Raw genomic sequence first — 15,504 nt, forward strand, 5'->3', positions numbered from 1 at the left:
GCGCTGGTGTCTTAGTCCGCGCCCGAGAAAAGGTCCACGCCGCAGGAACTCAACGCAGCCAGCCTACGGCCAGTTCCCTGGCGGCATCAAACGCGCGTTGCGGCAGTGTGCCGACGCCGACCGATTCGGCGGCGAAAAGCGGCGTTTCCTGGCTCAGCGTATCGCCGATCCAGACGCGCAGCGCGCCGACGGGTTGCCCCTCCTCCACCGGCGCCGATACCGGCCCCTGATAGACGATCCTGGCGGTCAGCTTGTCGCGGTTGGCGATCGGCAGCAGGACGTCGATCGGCGCCTTTGCCTTCAGCGCTACGCTGGATTTGGCGCCGCCGAACACCTGGGCCTCGCCGACCACTTCGTTGCCAGCGAAAATCTCGGTCTTCTCGAAGGAGCGGACGCCCCATTCGAGCAGCTTGCGCGCTTCCTCGGCGCGCTCGCGATCATTGGCCAATCCGCTCATCGCCGCGAACACCCTGGTTCCGTCATGGCTGACCGAGCCGACAATGCCGAAACCGCCCGCCTCGCTCGACCCGACCGCCAGCCCATCGGCGCCGATGCCCATGGCCAGCAACGGGTTGCGATTCTTTTGCGAGATCTTGTTCCAGGTGAAATCGGCCCGGCCGTAATAGAGATAGAGATCCGGATATTCGCGCCATATATGCAGGCCAAGCTGCGCCAGTTCGCGCACTGTCGTCTGCTGGCCGTCGGCCGGCAGGCCGGTGGAATTGACAAATGTCGATTTCGGCAGCCCGATCTGGCGCGCGCGATCGTTCATCTGCGCCGCGAAATTCTCTTCCGAACCGGCCATGCCTTCGGCCAGCACCATGCAGCCGTCATTGGCGGCCTGTATGGTGACCCCCTGGATCAGATCCTCGACCCGGATCGCCGATTTGAGCTTGGCAAACATGGTCGACGTTCCCGAAGGCGCACCGCCCTTGCGCCAGGCATTTTCCGAAACCACGAAGGTGTCGTCGAGGCTCATGCGCTTCGACTTGATGGCGTTGAAGACCATCTCCATCGTCATCAGCTTGGCCATCGAGGCCGGCGGGATCGGTTGGTCGGCATCCTTGGAAAACAGCACCGTGCCGGTTTCGGCATCGATCATGAAAGCCTGCGTCGCCTTGGTCTCGAAAAGCTGCGCGTTGGCCGGAACCAGCGCGGCAAGCAAGAAGCCAAGGCCAAAAAGCCCGGCAAAAGGGTGGAAAAGGCGAAATCGCATGAAGAGGCTCGACTGTTAGCCGGCAGAAACTTGCCGCAACGCTATCAGGCTTCTTCCCGGCGGATCAACCGCGCAATGACAAAACCGGCGTGCCTTTGTTGGTCAGTTGCGCACAGCCAGCGCGTCCGGCGCGCCATGCGACCATGCCGCGCGCAAGAGGTCGTCGACATTGCCATGGCCATCCGGATAGAGATTGACCGCGTACCAGTCATTGCCGTCGAGTTCGGTGCTCTGGATTTCGGTCCTGCCGAACGGTTCGAGAGCCGCAGCCACCCGCTTTGCCTCGGCGGCATCGTCGAAGGATCCGGCGGCGACATAGTCGGAAACGGCAGGCGATGCCTGCGGGTTGGATTTCTTCCACGATTGCAGGATGTCGGCTGGCGACATGCCCTGGTCGTCAAGCGCTGCAAAGACGTCGGCGCGCTGTACGCGCTCATCCGCATAGGAGAGCGAAGCCACGGCAAAGGGCGATTCCGGGCGCTGAGGCACGATCGGCCCGAATTCAGGCAGCGTCACATCGCTTGAGGCCGGTGCCTGCATCGACATCACTGGCTGTGTGTCGGAATTCGTCAACTGACCAGGAAACGGCACTACGGCAGGGGGTGCGCCAACAGATAGGCTCGGCGAAGGTCCGTTCATCGCCACCATGACGCCGGTCGGCAAGCCATCGGACGGGTCCGGGCGGTTGCCCGGGCGGTAGGAGGCGACCAGATATTGGTCGTCGTCGCCGTCGAGCGGTGCGCGGCCAATATATTCCACCTTGACCCTGGCCGTGCCGACCTTGGCATAGTCGAGCATTTGCGCGGCGCGTTCCGAGACATCGATGATGCGTCCCTCGTGATAGGGGCCGCGGTCGTTGACGCGCACGATGACCGAGCTTCCGGTCTCGGTGTTGGTGACACGGGCGTAGCTTGGCAGCGGCATGGTCGGATGCGCCGCCGTCAGATGGGTCATGTCGTAGACTTCGCCATTGGCTGTGAGGCGACCGTGGAAGGCATCGCCATACCAGGAGGCGAGACCGACCTTGGCGTAGCGCTTGTCTTCCTTGGGGTAATACCACTTGCCGCGCACCTGATAGGGCTTGCCCAACTGGTCGCGGCCGCCGCCGCGCCGCATGTACTGAACGCGCGGGCTGGCCTTCACGCCGTACTCGGTCTCGGCAAAATATTCCTTCGAGCGAGGCTTCTTGTAGACCATGGCTTTCGGCTCGGACTGCGGCGACGCGCACGCGGCCAGCAACGCAGCCGAAAGAGCGCACAACACCAAAGCAGGAGCGCGACGAAGACGCCGATGCGTCGTGGTCTGCATGTTTTCCGATGTCCCCTACCGTCTCGACACAGGCGCCGCTTCTAGAATTTCGGCGGAGCCAGATGAGCAATGCCTGCGACGCGCCAATCCCCATCCCTTGTGCGCAGGAATTGTTTATCAGCGTATTAATCGATTGTGTCCGGAACCGGGCAGGAATGTGGCGGCCAGGTCCCGGGCTGGCCGGGCGCCTGTGAGGAGGCATCCGAGACCTCTGTCCTTTGGAGTCTGGAAGTGAACCTGTGGCATGAAGCGCGGCTGCCTGGAACCGACCGACCCGAGATACGTTCTGCGCCTCATGGATGAATTCATTGAACGTTTCGGGCAACAGACGTGGCTGCCCTTTTCCGTAATTTCAGCCAGGCTTTTGCTCGCGGCCGTCCTTGGCTCCATCGTTGGGATCGAACGCGAATGGCGTAACCGACCGGCCGGATTGAGGACACACATCCTGGTCTGTGTTGCGACGGCTCTAATTGCCATCCTCACGATCGAGATTACTCATCTTCACGTCTTCGATGGTCAGGAAATCGCCATTGATCCTATCCGCTTGATCGAAGCCACGACTGCCGGCGTGGCATTTCTGGCCGCGGGCTTGATCTTCTTCTCCAAGGGCGAGGTTCAAGGGCTTACCACTGGGGCGGGCATGTGGCTGGCAGGCGCCATAGGCCTGGCGGTTGGGCTCGGGTTCTGGCAGATCGCGGCTTTGGCTACCTTGCTCGCACTTGTCGTGCTGGGTCTTCTGCAACTTGTGCAGGTCGGCAGCAAGGATCGCAATTAGATCCCGGCTCCTTCGAAAACGGGTTCGCAGCTCCGTTCGGGTAACGAACGCCACCCCCTATTATCCATGGCAGCGCCGATGGTTGACTTGGCGATGGGCAACGCTCTAGAGAAATGAACCGCAAGCTGGTCCGGAAGGATAGGTATCATTCGATACCAACTGTCGTTCACTGGGTCGGTTGATGTTCCTAGATGATTGAAAAGTCACGTTGGAGGGATGGCCGAGCGGTTTAAGGCACCGGTCTTGAAATTCGGTCATTCACATCCCTTCCCATCCCACTACGTCCTTCCAAGTGCCGTCTTTCCAAGGCGTTGAGGCGGCGCCCATACCTTTCAGTCCCGCCTCGTACCTTCGAGTGCTACGCAGTTTAGTTGCAAAAAGCGTAGCAGTTTGTTGCGGAATTGTTCTGGCTAGACATGCCGGACGGCGGAGGAAGATGACAATGGTTTTAAGCGATCTCCTATATTTCTCGCCCATCATCCTGGGCGGCGTCGGCATGATCCTTTCAAAGCTGCCCGACATGATCGACGCCGTCACCGGCGACGATCAGGCCCCTTTCGAGCGGTTCATGATGGATGCCGGCCGGCGCGGCCTCGGCTATGTCGAGGCAACGCGCGAGCTCGATATCCGCACCATCTTCGCCCGGCTCCGGCGCGAGGCCTCCGGCGCCGTAGCCGTCGATATCGAGAATTGGGCAACGATCCTGGATGCGGCCGTCGAGAGATGCCTTGCCGACAACCCGCAACATGATCGCGAGCTTAGGGCGATGATGCGGGGCCTATCCTATGGGCATATCTTGTACCCAGCCGAGGCCGCCATGGTCGATGATCTCTACAGCGGCTTCAGGCGGGGCCGTGGTGGGTTCACCGTTGACGAGCAAGCGGCCTTGCGGGTGACGTGATAGGCGCGAAAATAATTCCGTTTAGTGAACTAGTTTCGCGGCCGGAAATGCTCTTAATGGGAAGCCTCGATGAACACGGAGGCTTCTCATGTCGTTATATGTCTATGAAAACTGGACCAGAGATCGCGGCCGTATCCATCGCGCCGAGTGCTCCGCATGCAATCACGGTGCCGGTATACATGAAGAAGATTCCGGCCGGAACGGAAAGTGGCACGGTCCTTACAATGATCGCGACCAGGCGTTTCGCGTGGCCGCAGATTTAGGCCGAGCGGAAATGTCTGCTTGTGCCCGCTGTGACCCGTAGTGCGCCTACACGGGATTTGCTCCAGCCCGCCGGCCGTGCTTCGCCCTTGCTGCAAAACCGGCGTTTCGCATACTCCGACCGGATGATGACCGTATAATTTCTGGCGTCGCCGGCCGGTGTGACGCGCATCAGGGGTGGTTGAACGACTCCAGGAAAGGCGTCATTGATTTCGCCATCGGGAGGGACTGCATAATGGCTAAGGAACGCTACGCACTTTTCCCTGTGCGTGGAATATTGATGGATCCCGCCGACATCACCTTAGAGCTCTTGAACAGGAATTGGGCTCTCGTGAGTCCTGAACCCGACGCCATCGACGCGCTTGTTCAAAGTCCGGATGGATTCGGCGGCAATGTGGCCATGATACGCGATCGAATGAAGCCCGACGCAATGTTGATAGTTAAGTGCTTCATGGAAGAAATTGACTATGCGGGCTGGCAACGGGCCAGCCTCAAGGCCGAACAGATCATTTCGGCATTAAATGTCATGGCCCTCTACAAGCCAATGTATGAGTTGGCCACCGGCGATGGTCGAGTAGGCGTCCGATCGCTGCCTGTCCCGGTATGGGTAAATCGCGTCCCCGAACATCCAGAATTGCCGATAGTTTTTGACCGAGAGAGGTTCTGGATGTCCGGTCATGCTCAGCCACTCAGCTGGCCGAATACCATGATGATGAAGCCCTTCCGTAAGCGAACGATGGCCGACGTCGATGCCGCAATTCTTGGTGCACCAACCATATGTGCGAATCTACTCAACGGCCAAGCTTCTGGAGGGGTCGAAAGCTGTGCGCACGCTTTGATGCTGGCGTTCAATTCGACGACACCCGGTCAATTTGTGTCTCAAGCAGTTGGAACGCTAGATATTCTGTTTGGCGAGAACGACAGCGCCAGATGGGCGAGCATGGAGACCTATGTCTCGACGCTCTGCCGCCCCGCGCCAGCTGACCTCGTTCGCAACCTATTTAAGGTGCGCCACAAATTTACGCATCGCCACCAGGAGCCCAAATCGCCGGAAATTCATTTAACGACTCTCGCGGTTGTCGCCGCCTCCATTATTCATTGGATCGAGATGTTGGACGCCTATGGTGATCGCGCTGCAGCTCTAGATGTCTTAGAGGCAATAGGCAGGCTAGAAAGAGCGTCTAGGACAGGTTCGCAGTCCATCGCTGATGCCAAAAACTGTCTTCTAGAAATGAGACCTCTCCCTCAGTGGGTGCGGGACTGGCTACAGCCATTTGGAAGCCTGCCGGACTGATGAAGCGCCCGGACGAATTAAGCCGGGCCTAGAGCGTGAAGCACTTGCGGCGCGAGGAAGACTTGCGCCATGCGTCCCTACAGGATTTTAGGGAAGAGCTTTGAATCGCAATTTGGCGTTCTCGGACCGGCTAATGAGCCAGGCGCGCACCAATCGCCAGAATTGTGGATACCAAGCCGACCACCCAGGCAATATCCAAAATTGCCTGCCGCCGTGTCGGTCTCTTTTCGATATCGATTTTCAGTGCGGCAAGATCAGCCTTGTTTACCAAGGACGGCATACCGTGCCGAATGAAAGCCAGTACGTCCTCTACCTTAGGTGTCAGCGCGGTAATCTGGGATTTCAGCTCTGCGGTGGCTTTCTCATTGTCCTCAACCCGAGATATCGCTCGTTGCGCACCTTTTTCGAGCGATCTAATTGCCTCCCGGATTTCTCCCAACGTGCCCTGCATCTCAAAAATCATTTGATGAGTGTTCATTTCATCATATGATCTTGTGCTAGCTGGCGCTGTCTGCACCATCGATTCCGGCGTGCTGGTCTTGGGTTCATCAACCATTTTTGGTTGAATCCCAGTTGGCCTTTATCCAGGACCATGTGTTCGGATTTGCGCGCCCATAATAGGACGCGGCCTCGACAATCACTGCCGCACCGTTTGAACCATCGGTTATCCCTAGGCGCCCGGACAAATCCATTACGCTTAGGTTTGCCGAAACCAGCCAACCTGCCTCGCCCTCCAACGCATAATTGGCGTTTGGAAAGTTGGCAGCGATGGCGGGGCCGAGCTTATGCCCGGACGTGTGTGGTTGCGGAACAATCAGAAAAATCGCCATGCCATTCCAAACTTCTCGCGCCCGGAAGTCGCGGCGCGGCGTGCCAAATGTAATCGCTGTTGCAATTTTTGCAAATGTTCGATCATGCGCGGGCCAGCTTACCGGGTAAATAATTGACAGGGTGGTAACGCATCAGGCACTTGCGCTCAAAGAGCGAAAATTGGAAAGATCATCCAGTTGCCGCGACCCCTTCAACGGAGATCGCCAATGGCCAGAACCAAACCTTCCAAGCAGCTTTCGCAGGACGAGATCGACCGTGTCCTGGCGGCAGCGGAGACGCTGTACAAGAGCATTGTTCGACCGCTACTGTCCTACAACAGCGAGCACTACCAAGCTCTACGTGAGGTCCATCGGCCCCTGTTGAAGTCGATCGAGACCATCACCGGCCAGAAGGCGCAGTTCATCAAATGGAACGGGACAGGACCGGCTTCAGCCGCGAGAGCCGTCGTCGACCTCGCGGAAATCCTGACTTAGCGCAACTCTTGCATGATTAATTTGTAGATCGTGCCGATTTCCTCATCGATCTCCTGGCCGGGGATGCCTTGGGTTTCGGCCGCCCGTTTTGCTTCCGCAGTCATATCGATCACCAGCAGCACCGGATCGATAATCGGATCGTCCGACAAATGATCCGAGATCCAATGGTAGAGAAAATCACTACCCCGCTTGCTCATTCTTCTCGAAAGTCCTGCAGCGATGCATGCCGCAGGTCATCCTCGCCGCGCAGGTGCTTCACGCGGCCGATCAGCCCCGGCTTGACCCATTGCGTGGCCGGCCGCTTCATGATGCCCTTGGGCGCCGTGCCTGAGTGCTCCTGGACGCGTTTCCATAGCCTCTCGCGCATTTCCCGGTTCAAGGTGACGAATGCGCTGCCGACATAACGCCCGGTGCCGCGCTCAGCCATCAGAGCGAAAGCCGGCTTGCCCGCTTCACGCTCGACGCCGAGCAGATCGAACTCGTCAATCGCATAGCACTTGGCCTTCAGCCAGTTGGTCGACGGACCGCTTCGGTATTTGCTGTCCTTCCGCTTCGACACCATGCCTTCAAGTCCGGCCTTGTCGAGCAAGTGAAAGATGGCCTTGGCTTCCCCCGGCAGGGGCTCGCTGAACTGAATACGCCCGCCGGGCTCGATCATGCTGGCCAGGATCTCGCGCCGCTCCTCTAGCGCCTTATCGCGCAGATCGTGGCCGTTAAGATGAAGCAGATCAAAGGCAACAAAATACAAGTCGTGCTGCCGGCGGGTGATGGCTTTGCGCAGCGCTGCGAAGTCCGAAAGGCCCCTATCGTTCAGAACGACTATCTCGCCGTCGACAATGGCGCTTTCGGTACCAAGTCGCTTGGCCTCTCTCACCAGGTCGCGATATTTCGCCGTCCAGTCGTGGCCGTTGCGCGTATAAATGCGCGTCCCGTCCTCATCGATGATCATCTGGGAACGGTAGCCGTCGAACTTCACCTCATGGGTCCAGTCGCCGCCCTCGGGAGGCTTCTCCACTAAGGTCGGCATCAACGGCTCAATGAACTTCAAACGCATGCACTGACCCACCCTCCGGCGATTCAAGCTGGAAGCCCGAAATCGGTTCCGGAACATTTTAGACGAATTGCATGTTTCAATGGTTATGAAGATCGAAGCCGACCAATGCCGGGCAGCGCTGACGCTCATCCGGCGCACTATCGAGGATCACTGTCCGCCTGGCGTGTTACCGAGCGAAGAGATGGTGAATGGCCTCTATGGGCCGGAACTGATCCACGAGGCGGAAGCACTGGCAGCTGCAATCGTCGCAACCATTGACCAGATGCAATTGCGCGTGATGATGAAAACGCCGTCTCCTAGTATCAAATAGACCGACACAGGGAAGCTCGCTTGGTCGCGCGACGGTGGGCTCGCACCGACCAGGGCAGGTGATGCGAGCCCGGCCGAGTCTTGCGGGACCTCGACCAGCAGCGAACACCCACTCGCTGCCGTTCTATCAACAAGCCCCCAAATTTCAGGTTCCGCTAATGTACAAAAAAGCCCACCTCCGTTCAGGAGTAGTGGGCAGTTTTGGGAGACACTGAAGTGGGAACAGTGCGACCCGCCCGAAGTGTTTCGAGGCGACGATGTTCCAGGGGATTCACAGATTCGCGCTTTCGATCTTCAGAGAAGGGCGGTCAAGTTGCTCGGTTCGGGGGAGCTTCCAATCCTAGACGAGAAGACTGATCGCCAGCGAAAGCGACGGCATCTGCCTCATTTTCGAATGCTCGGGAATACGTTGCACCGTTCCTCCCTATAATGCGAACAACCCACTCGCCCAACGAATGGCGGATCTCTAGGAAGAGGGAAGACGAAGACGGCGGCCGGTACGTGACGCTGTCCAATGCCCTCGGGAGGCTTGTCCCGCCAAAATCGGCTCCATCATCGGAGCAATGAACTTCACGCATGCACTGACTCCCGAGACCGCGAGTCAATTAGCGCGTGCTTAATTAGTTCCGGAGCGTTTTAACGAATCGTTGACCGCGCTGTCCCAGAATAGGACGGCGCGGTCAAACCCCAACCTTGGCTGCGCAGGCGGCTTCGGCATTGAGTTCCACCCCGAACTGTCGGAGCCGCCACCCACCCCACACTTATACCAGCAATGGTTGAATCAACCGTTACTACACGTGCTTTCCAGGGCGCTTCCCTGATCGTTAGACTTTGACGGAACAAACCGGCGATTCATAGATTCGAGGTGGGTTTCGATCTACATTGCCCGGATGAAAGCTTTTTCGACGATATCGCCAACGCCCTAGAGAGCCCCGCCTGGACGTGTGGCGCCCTGTTGCGCCTTCGCCCTCGCTCTTGCCAGCAAGCTGTTCCTTGGCCCTCACTATCGGCCTTGGTGTTGGCATTGGAATTGCGCTGGCTCGTTAGCTGCCCTTCGCCTTGCCATAGGCGTTCGGGCTGGTGTCCGGCGAGTAGATCAGCCCGACTTTGTTGCTGCCGCACTTGGCGCATTTCAGCTTGGGCCGGCGCCTCTAGGCTGAAACGGTCGCGGAGCTTCACCAGTTCAAGCTCCCTGCTTATGATGGCACGCTGGGGTGTGGCAGTACGCCGTGACGTCATCTTTTGGTCGATCAGCGATTGGAACGTCCAGCCTTTTCCCATCCGGCCGATATAGAGCCAAGCCAGTCAATCCGCCAAGCTGGACGCACCAAGGAGCTCGGAATGTGGCGGTAACAGAACTTATGTTGCCACCGGGCCCGGGGAGGATGGACCGCCAGCGATCACAGCCGACAGTTTACCGCGCTTCGCCAACGTTGGCTTCAAATAAATTTTCTTCACCGAGGTTTTCTCCTCAAAATAAACCGACGACAGAAAGGCGTAGAGCCTCAGAAGTGATAGTTGATGCCTACGCGGACCGTGTCGAAGTCGATATTGTCAGTCGATGGGACAGAAGAAGGCGTGTTGAACTCGGGAGTGCCCAGGTCGACGTGCATATACTCAGCCTTGAACGACAGCTGCTGGTTCAGCGCCCATTCAAGTCCTGCGCCGGCCGCCCAGCCCCACCTGGTCTCGTCATAGCCGCATGTTGGCGTAAAGCCGCAGGCTCCCAGGTCAGCCGTGCCCTTGACCTTACCGACAGCAAAGCCGCCCGTGAGATATGGGAGGAAATTCTCGAACGCATAGCCAACGCGCACTCGGCCCGTCCCGTACCAGTCTACATCGGCTGTACAGCCTTCATTGCCGCATGGCGGCACAAACGGAACCTCAAGGGCGCTACCGTGAATATTGGCGTATGACACGTCGCCCTCAACGCCGAACACGATCTGGCCCCGCTGCCAATTGTACCCTGCGGTCAGGCCGCCAATGAAGCCATCCGAATCAACATCGACGCCGGGGGGGCCGAAATCGTAGTGATCGCTGTTCCAACCATATCCGGCTACGGCGCCAATATAGGCTCCTGACCAGTTGATGGCGCTGCTTTCAGATGGAACGATGGCCATCGGGTCTGCGGCAAATGCCGCTCCGGCCAGCATCGTCAAAATACCTGCAATTGCAATTGAAAGGCTGCGCATTATCGTCCCCACATTAACCGGAGCTAATATGTACCAGAGTTCGACAAATTTACTGTCTCATTCGTGCAACACTTGAGCCTTGGTTTCTTTGGCTTGACACAGCAGGCGCATCCGGCGCGTCCATGGCGCAGGTCCTCCGCTGCTACGCAAGTGCTTCACTCGTCCGATCAGGCCCGGCTTGCCCATTGCGTCGCCAGGCAGCCGCCACGTTAAGGCGGCTTCTCGTGAATCCGCTCATCCTGTGCCAGACCTGGCAGGTCCATCACCCGGCTACCCTCAGAAGCAGTGCGACACCGATCCCATAAGGGATCAGCAGTGCCGCCAAGGCGACCCACAGGCCCGGATCGGCGAATACCTGCATCTGGCTGCGAAGCTGTTCCATTGCACCCAACGGCGAAAGGCCCGCTGTGTTCCAAAACTGAAAAGGCCGGCGCACTCAAGCTGGCGCTGGGCATTAGGTTCCATCGCTAGATCACGAGCAAGCGCGCTTACCTGCAGAGGAACCTGACGGCCATACGACCGTTATTCGAAAGGACAACGAAAGGAGATCGCCATCATGGACTGGAATCGCGTCGAAGGAAATTGGAAGCAATTCAAAGGTAAGGTCAAGGAGCAGTGGGGCAAGCTCACTGATGATGATCTCGACCGCATAGCCGGCAACCGCGATCAGCTCGAAGGTACGATCCAGGAGCGCTACGGCATTGAGAAGGATCGCGTGCGGCGAGACGTCGACGACTGGTATGGCCGACAAGACTCGTAGGATACGACAGTTGAGCCAGTTCAAATAAAGGGCGCGTCACGAACCGCGCCCTTTTCGCGTTTTTGGCATCCGTGTGCCGTTCGGCTCGGCCTTGAACAAGCGATTTTTGGGAACGTGTCGGCTTCCGGCCGCGTTGATCTCCACAATGGAGATTGTAGAAATGTCCATCCACAAGAAGACTATCGAACGAACAGGGCTGACTACCTGATAGCGAAAAGGCCAGGTCTGGTTGAGAAGACCAAGCCGAAAAAGAAGACGTTGCGGCGTGACGATCAGCGTTCCGCAAAGTTATTGGGAAGCCCCGCCGCGTTACCCGAGAGGTCGGCCTCACGCCGTTAGAAATCGCGGAAGGTCAAGAGGAACATTTTAGCGATATTGAATGTTCGACTGTTTATGGACAGCCGAACCGTACTCTCAGCAGATCAATCCAGAGCAGCACGAGCCCTACTGAACTGGTCGCGTGTGCGACTTGCCGCAAAGGCCAATCTTAGCGAAATGGTGATCAGCGATCTTGAGAACGGATTCAGCAAATCGCGTCCCCACAACATCGCAGCCATCCGCAAAGCGTTTGAGGATGCCGGAATTGTCTTCACAGTCGAAGGCACTCCATCGCTCGCCCGCTCAGAAGGTGATAGCGGCCTCGCCGCCGATAATAGACAGTGGCGCCGCCGGGAGAAAAAAGGATAAGCGGAAAAGCCAGCCATTGTTGGATGGAAACGGTTGAACCATCCTGAATGGGCAGTACGCAGGCGGGCGAATGGCTAACTTGTCATGCCACCTCAGTCAGGCGAACCCTCCGGGCAACCTCCCGTGAGATAGCCTCTGCTTCAGGTCTTCGGCATTCAGGATGGCGGCCAGATCTTCGGCATACTCCATATCGGGAAGGTCGACAGATGCGTGGCCCGCCACAATAGCCGGCAGCCCGGTGAACACGTCGAACACCGTCCACGTCCCATCCGGTTCCCGCCTTACCTCGTACCGCAGAGTTGCCATGAGGGGATGCTAAAGGAGGTCTAAAAAGGTTGGCAAGTGGCCAAGAGCGTTTTAGGCTCGGTGCTTATACCCCGGAGCAGAGCGCTGACCTTTGCGGCTGTGAAGATTGCCGATCTCGTCGACCAAGATCAGGCCGCTCGAGCTGCGGTCGAACTATACGGGTTCGAAGCGGCGGCCGCGGTGGCGCACTGCGCCTTGGAGGCTCATTTCGGCGGTCGCCCAGATGACGGCTACCCACATCGTCCACGCATTCCGGCTTGCGCCATGGAGGACATCAGGCCCGACGGGCGATTGACAGAGTCTCAGATCGAGTGGCCCGCGCCATCCCAGGGGAGCAACTGTGCGAATTGGCCCGAACGCCCGCCGGCCGGGGCCAGCGGGCGCATATTATATTAAGCTAGGTGCTGGGCCTATTTGCCCATCATCATCGCAGCTTTGCAGAAGTTCTCATGGGCCTTCGCAATATCTGCGTCAGCGCAGTCCTTCATCACCGCGTCCTTATCCTCCTGAGACATAGCCGACCAGGCGGTTTTCGCTTCGGCCTCAGACTTCATGGTCTTCATGCTGCTGTCCGTGAAGAAAGGAGACATTTTTGCAGGATCGTCGAGCGCAGACGTGCCAGTGGAACTGCCGGCAAAGGCCGATCCGGTCATAAGGGCAAATGTCGCGCCGAGAATGAGCATTTTCGAATTCATCAAAATTCCTCCGAATGCAACTGCTTGAATGCAGCCGTGCTAATTCAACGCTTGCGGGTAGAAAGGGTTTCCAGCCAAATTGAAAATTGTAGAAATTGCTACCGATCGTTGGTCGTCAGCCTAGGAGGCATTGGCCGCAAGTTCGGCCAAGGCGGCCGCGCCCACACATCGATGCTGCAATTGCCTGCCGGTTGCCCCGGACTTGTTCAGGGATGGGCCGCGCTTGCTTCCGAGCGCGGGCCGACCATGATGAGTGAGGGGCCATCTTGGTCACCGGCAGGGACCGCTGCAGAAGTTGCTGGAACGAGCCAGCATAGGTCAACGAGCGGCGAAGGGGTTGGTTGCGCGAACTAGAAACCGACCAGTCAGAGGAAGCCTTTGACCGCGTGTTCGGGTCACAGGCAAACACGGCACAGAACGGGCTGATAAACACTTCCGCGTGTTATTAGCGGCCATTCCCCTACGGCTGGGTAGCGCCAAATGCTTAGTTGCGAAATTGCTAATATGAAATACGTTAGGCACTGCGGGAGGGACGATCCAATCAAAACCCGCTGACCGGTGCGGCCTGTACCCCCGAACGAGAGCCCCGGGCCGCACCGGCTATTCCCTCATCATTTGAAGCCGCCAGCTATCGCCCTATGTGCTTACCGCAGAGCATTTGGGATCGGCATGGCCGAACTGACTAACGCCGCAGAAATGGCGACCGCTGCGGGCATTGACCCGGAGACGTTTCGCGAGGCTTTGCGTGATTCAGACTTCCCGTGGCACAATCCCCCTGACGACTGGACGGTGGAAATTGATAGCCGCCAGCATGAGGCAATGCGCACCGTGCTGCTGATAGTCCTCCTGAAGCGGAAGCCCAAGGAAAATATGACTAAGTTTGTCAACGACATTTCGCCATGAAAGCTCGTGCAGATGTTCCGCGATCCGACCTCTGCATGCCGGCCCGACTTAGGTCCTGATGGCGCGCCGGTGGTGCTTTAGCCACCGCCGTCCTGGCCACCCTTCTTTTCTTTGGCCGCCCTGTGTTCGGTTTCCCACGGCAATTCGTCGAAGTCGGGCTTGTGCCCCGCATCACGGTAGGAGGCCTGAGTGAGGTAACTTGCTTTGTCCCGCTCCACAATGCAGACAAACGGCGGATTTCCCGGGCACCTGTAAACGCCTACTGCTTTTTCCATGCAACAGGTGTGCTACGGGTGCTCAAAGATGTCGTCCTTCATTGCGATGACAGAACAAGAGCGAGGATAGCAGCGGTCCGGCATCACTGAAGGTGCGGGAATTGGTAAAAATCGTACAATTCTTTTCATTGAAGAGAGAGTTTCGGCGGGCCTATAAAGATTGCGTTTACCATTGCCTTATCGGGAGGATGCGATGGTTGCGACGCCCAAAGATATCGCTCAAGCGGCCACTGCGAATGCGGCCACCTTGCTGAGGTGGCAGAAGTCCATGGAGGAACGCGCCACGTTCCGCCAGAGCATGGATCAATCGCGCAGGGCGATCCAAGCCTCACGCGAATTGCTGAAGCGCCTTCGTCAACGTCAGCGCGAAAACAATAGCGTCGCGGACGCGCTAAAGGACTAGCCGACAAGGCAGATGGTGAGACGGAGGTCCGGGAACCTTGTTGCCGCAAACCGCTTAGGGTTGCGGAGCAGGCTCATGGAAAAACAGCGTCAAAAAGCTGCTACGCGGCCGGACCCGCTTTAGAGTTCTCCTCCGAAGGTCGGGCGGGTCTCATTGGTGCCTTCCTGCTCCAGCAAGATATCGCTCGCCTTCGCTGCGGTGCTCCATGCAGAACCAGTGCGATGCCATGCGCGGCTTCGCAAAGCCGAACCCGCCATCCCGGCCGCAGCCGGCATGTTCGCACGCATGGTTGTCGACGCGCCGTCGATCGCGCGGGGCCCCTGTCATGCCTTCGGCAAGCCGTGAAGGTTCATCGCTCATGTTGAAAAGATTCCACAAATCGGCTTGACGATCAAGAAGAATGTTCTCTATTCGTTCTCATGGCGCACGATCCGATCGACACGCTGGGAAAGGCGACCCGGCACAACATGCTTGTGAAGGCCGAGTGCAGCTGCGGCAACGTCCGCTACTGCCGATCGGCCGATCTGATGATGGTCTATGGCGGCGGCGTCGATCCCTTGAAGCTCAAGTTCGACTGCAACCGGTGTAAGCCGCAGATCAAAATCACCTTGCTGGAGGTGCATCCCGAACACCTGCCAAAGCGCCTAGTGATCCACAAGCCGATGAAGATCGATGGCAAGGTCGTCTGGCACACAGAGAGATTTCGAGGATAGGCCATGGCACGATCGAAAGGTTCGCAATATTGAGCGCTTTGTGGCGGCAGCGGAAGCGCTGCACTTGAGTATCATCAAGCCGTTTATATCCCCGCACTGCGACCACTGCCGTCAGACGCGCGTCCTGCATGACGTGCTGTAGCGGGGG

At 58.1% G+C, this 15,504-nt stretch carries 21 protein-coding genes; 11 read left to right on the top strand and 10 right to left on the bottom strand.

All coding sequences use genetic code 11. From position 1 onward, the window contains the following. Positions 1–49: 49 nt before the first annotated feature. Complete coding sequence (locus tag NLY42_RS21335; protein WP_023688475.1) at positions 50–1,216, bottom strand: D-alanyl-D-alanine carboxypeptidase family protein; 1,167 nt, start codon at positions 1,214–1,216, stop codon at positions 50–52. Positions 1,217–1,318: 102 nt separating this feature from the next. Continuing rightward, positions 1,319–2,524 carry a septal ring lytic transglycosylase RlpA family protein gene (locus NLY42_RS21340; protein WP_023701721.1) on the bottom strand — a complete coding sequence of 402 codons (1,206 nt, stop codon included), beginning with the start codon at positions 2,522–2,524 and terminating at the stop codon, positions 1,319–1,321. 295 nt (positions 2,525–2,819) lie between these two features. Between NLY42_RS21340 and NLY42_RS21345 the strand changes: the two genes are divergently transcribed. The 3 genes from NLY42_RS21345 (at position 2,820) to NLY42_RS21355 (ending at position 5,755) form a co-directional block, all read left to right on the top strand. Continuing rightward, the gene (locus NLY42_RS21345; protein WP_027050850.1) at positions 2,820–3,299 is read left to right on the top strand and encodes an MgtC/SapB family protein; all 480 of its coding nucleotides are present in this window, start codon (positions 2,820–2,822) and stop codon (positions 3,297–3,299) included. Positions 3,300–3,741: 442 nt separating this feature from the next. After that, a complete protein-coding gene (locus NLY42_RS21350; RefSeq protein ID WP_023755227.1) occupies positions 3,742–4,200 on the top strand; it encodes a hypothetical protein in 459 nt (152 codons plus the stop codon). A 496-nt stretch (positions 4,201–4,696) separates the two neighbouring features. Beyond that, a complete protein-coding gene (locus NLY42_RS21355; RefSeq protein ID WP_023755229.1) occupies positions 4,697–5,755 on the top strand; it encodes a hypothetical protein in 1,059 nt (352 codons plus the stop codon). 130 nt (positions 5,756–5,885) lie between these two features. Here the strand turns inward: NLY42_RS21355 and NLY42_RS21360 are convergent, their stop codons facing one another. Further along, the gene (locus tag NLY42_RS21360; protein ID WP_023755230.1) at positions 5,886–6,311 is read right to left on the bottom strand and encodes a hypothetical protein; all 426 of its coding nucleotides are present in this window, start codon (positions 6,309–6,311) and stop codon (positions 5,886–5,888) included. Further along, positions 6,304–6,585 carry a hypothetical protein gene (locus NLY42_RS21365; protein WP_156933802.1) on the bottom strand — a complete coding sequence of 94 codons (282 nt, stop codon included), beginning with the start codon at positions 6,583–6,585 and terminating at the stop codon, positions 6,304–6,306. Before NLY42_RS21365 ends, NLY42_RS21360 begins: the two co-directional genes overlap by 8 nt. A 207-nt stretch (positions 6,586–6,792) precedes the next feature. On the opposite strand from NLY42_RS21365, the gene NLY42_RS21370 reads away from it, so the two are divergent. Beyond that, a complete protein-coding gene (locus NLY42_RS21370) occupies positions 6,793–7,059 on the top strand; it encodes a hypothetical protein (RefSeq protein WP_023755231.1) in 267 nt (88 codons plus the stop codon). Here NLY42_RS21370 and NLY42_RS21375 read toward each other — a convergent pair. Both NLY42_RS21375 and NLY42_RS21380 read right to left on the bottom strand, forming a co-directional pair. Further along, on the bottom strand, positions 7,056–7,256 hold the full coding sequence (locus tag NLY42_RS21375; protein WP_023755232.1) for a DUF768 domain-containing protein: 201 nt from the start codon (positions 7,254–7,256) through the stop codon (positions 7,056–7,058). The genes NLY42_RS21370 and NLY42_RS21375 overlap by 4 nt on opposite strands. Next, positions 7,253–8,113, bottom strand: a complete 861-nt coding sequence (locus NLY42_RS21380) for an ATP-dependent DNA ligase (protein ID WP_023755233.1) — start codon at positions 8,111–8,113, stop codon at positions 7,253–7,255. Before NLY42_RS21380 ends, NLY42_RS21375 begins: the two co-directional genes overlap by 4 nt. Before the next feature lie 79 nt (positions 8,114–8,192). On the opposite strand from NLY42_RS21380, the gene NLY42_RS21385 reads away from it, so the two are divergent. After that, on the top strand, positions 8,193–8,423 hold the full coding sequence (locus NLY42_RS21385; protein WP_032896103.1) for a hypothetical protein: 231 nt from the start codon (positions 8,193–8,195) through the stop codon (positions 8,421–8,423). Between the two features lie 1,504 nt (positions 8,424–9,927). On the opposite strand, the gene NLY42_RS21390 is transcribed toward NLY42_RS21385, so the two are convergent. Next, positions 9,928–10,614 carry an outer membrane protein gene (locus NLY42_RS21390; protein ID WP_031197086.1) on the bottom strand — a complete coding sequence of 229 codons (687 nt, stop codon included), beginning with the start codon at positions 10,612–10,614 and terminating at the stop codon, positions 9,928–9,930. Positions 10,615–11,170: 556 nt separating this feature from the next. Between NLY42_RS21390 and NLY42_RS21395 the strand changes: the two genes are divergently transcribed. Next, the gene (locus NLY42_RS21395; RefSeq protein WP_023673385.1) at positions 11,171–11,374 is read left to right on the top strand and encodes a CsbD family protein; all 204 of its coding nucleotides are present in this window, start codon (positions 11,171–11,173) and stop codon (positions 11,372–11,374) included. 375 nt (positions 11,375–11,749) lie between these two features. Next, a complete protein-coding gene (locus tag NLY42_RS21400; RefSeq protein WP_245271307.1) occupies positions 11,750–12,061 on the top strand; it encodes a helix-turn-helix domain-containing protein in 312 nt (103 codons plus the stop codon). 96 nt (positions 12,062–12,157) lie between these two features. Here NLY42_RS21400 and NLY42_RS21405 read toward each other — a convergent pair whose 3' ends face one another. Beyond that, positions 12,158–12,316 carry a hypothetical protein gene (locus NLY42_RS21405; protein ID WP_245271308.1) on the bottom strand — a complete coding sequence of 53 codons (159 nt, stop codon included), beginning with the start codon at positions 12,314–12,316 and terminating at the stop codon, positions 12,158–12,160. A gap of 150 nt (positions 12,317–12,466) precedes the next feature. Between NLY42_RS21405 and NLY42_RS32025 the strand changes: the two genes are divergently transcribed. Further along, on the top strand, positions 12,467–12,763 hold the full coding sequence (locus tag NLY42_RS32025; protein WP_502882138.1) for a Y4oE-related protein: 297 nt from the start codon (positions 12,467–12,469) through the stop codon (positions 12,761–12,763). A gap of 14 nt (positions 12,764–12,777) precedes the next feature. Here the strand turns inward: NLY42_RS32025 and NLY42_RS21410 are convergent, their stop codons facing one another. After that, positions 12,778–13,062, bottom strand: coding sequence for a hypothetical protein (locus NLY42_RS21410; protein ID WP_023673895.1), 285 nt, complete (start codon positions 13,060–13,062; stop codon positions 12,778–12,780). Between the two features lie 669 nt (positions 13,063–13,731). Between NLY42_RS21410 and NLY42_RS21415 the strand changes: the two genes are divergently transcribed. After that, on the top strand, positions 13,732–13,965 hold the full coding sequence (locus NLY42_RS21415) for a hypothetical protein (RefSeq protein WP_023755240.1): 234 nt from the start codon (positions 13,732–13,734) through the stop codon (positions 13,963–13,965). A 77-nt stretch (positions 13,966–14,042) separates the two neighbouring features. Here NLY42_RS21415 and NLY42_RS21420 read toward each other — a convergent pair whose 3' ends face one another. Then, positions 14,043–14,240 carry a hypothetical protein gene (locus NLY42_RS21420; RefSeq protein WP_023755241.1) on the bottom strand — a complete coding sequence of 66 codons (198 nt, stop codon included), beginning with the start codon at positions 14,238–14,240 and terminating at the stop codon, positions 14,043–14,045. Positions 14,241–14,433: 193 nt separating this feature from the next. On the opposite strand from NLY42_RS21420, the gene NLY42_RS21425 reads away from it, so the two are divergent. Both NLY42_RS21425 and NLY42_RS21430 read left to right on the top strand, forming a co-directional pair. Beyond that, on the top strand, positions 14,434–14,643 hold the full coding sequence (locus tag NLY42_RS21425; protein WP_023755242.1) for a hypothetical protein: 210 nt from the start codon (positions 14,434–14,436) through the stop codon (positions 14,641–14,643). Positions 14,644–15,062: 419 nt separating this feature from the next. Beyond that, positions 15,063–15,356, top strand: coding sequence for a hypothetical protein (locus tag NLY42_RS21430; RefSeq protein WP_023711577.1), 294 nt, complete (start codon positions 15,063–15,065; stop codon positions 15,354–15,356). Positions 15,357–15,504 lie beyond the last annotated feature (148 nt).

The organism is Mesorhizobium sp. C372A, assembly GCF_030323245.1.
Taxonomy (GTDB): Bacteria; Pseudomonadota; Alphaproteobacteria; order Rhizobiales; family Rhizobiaceae; genus Mesorhizobium.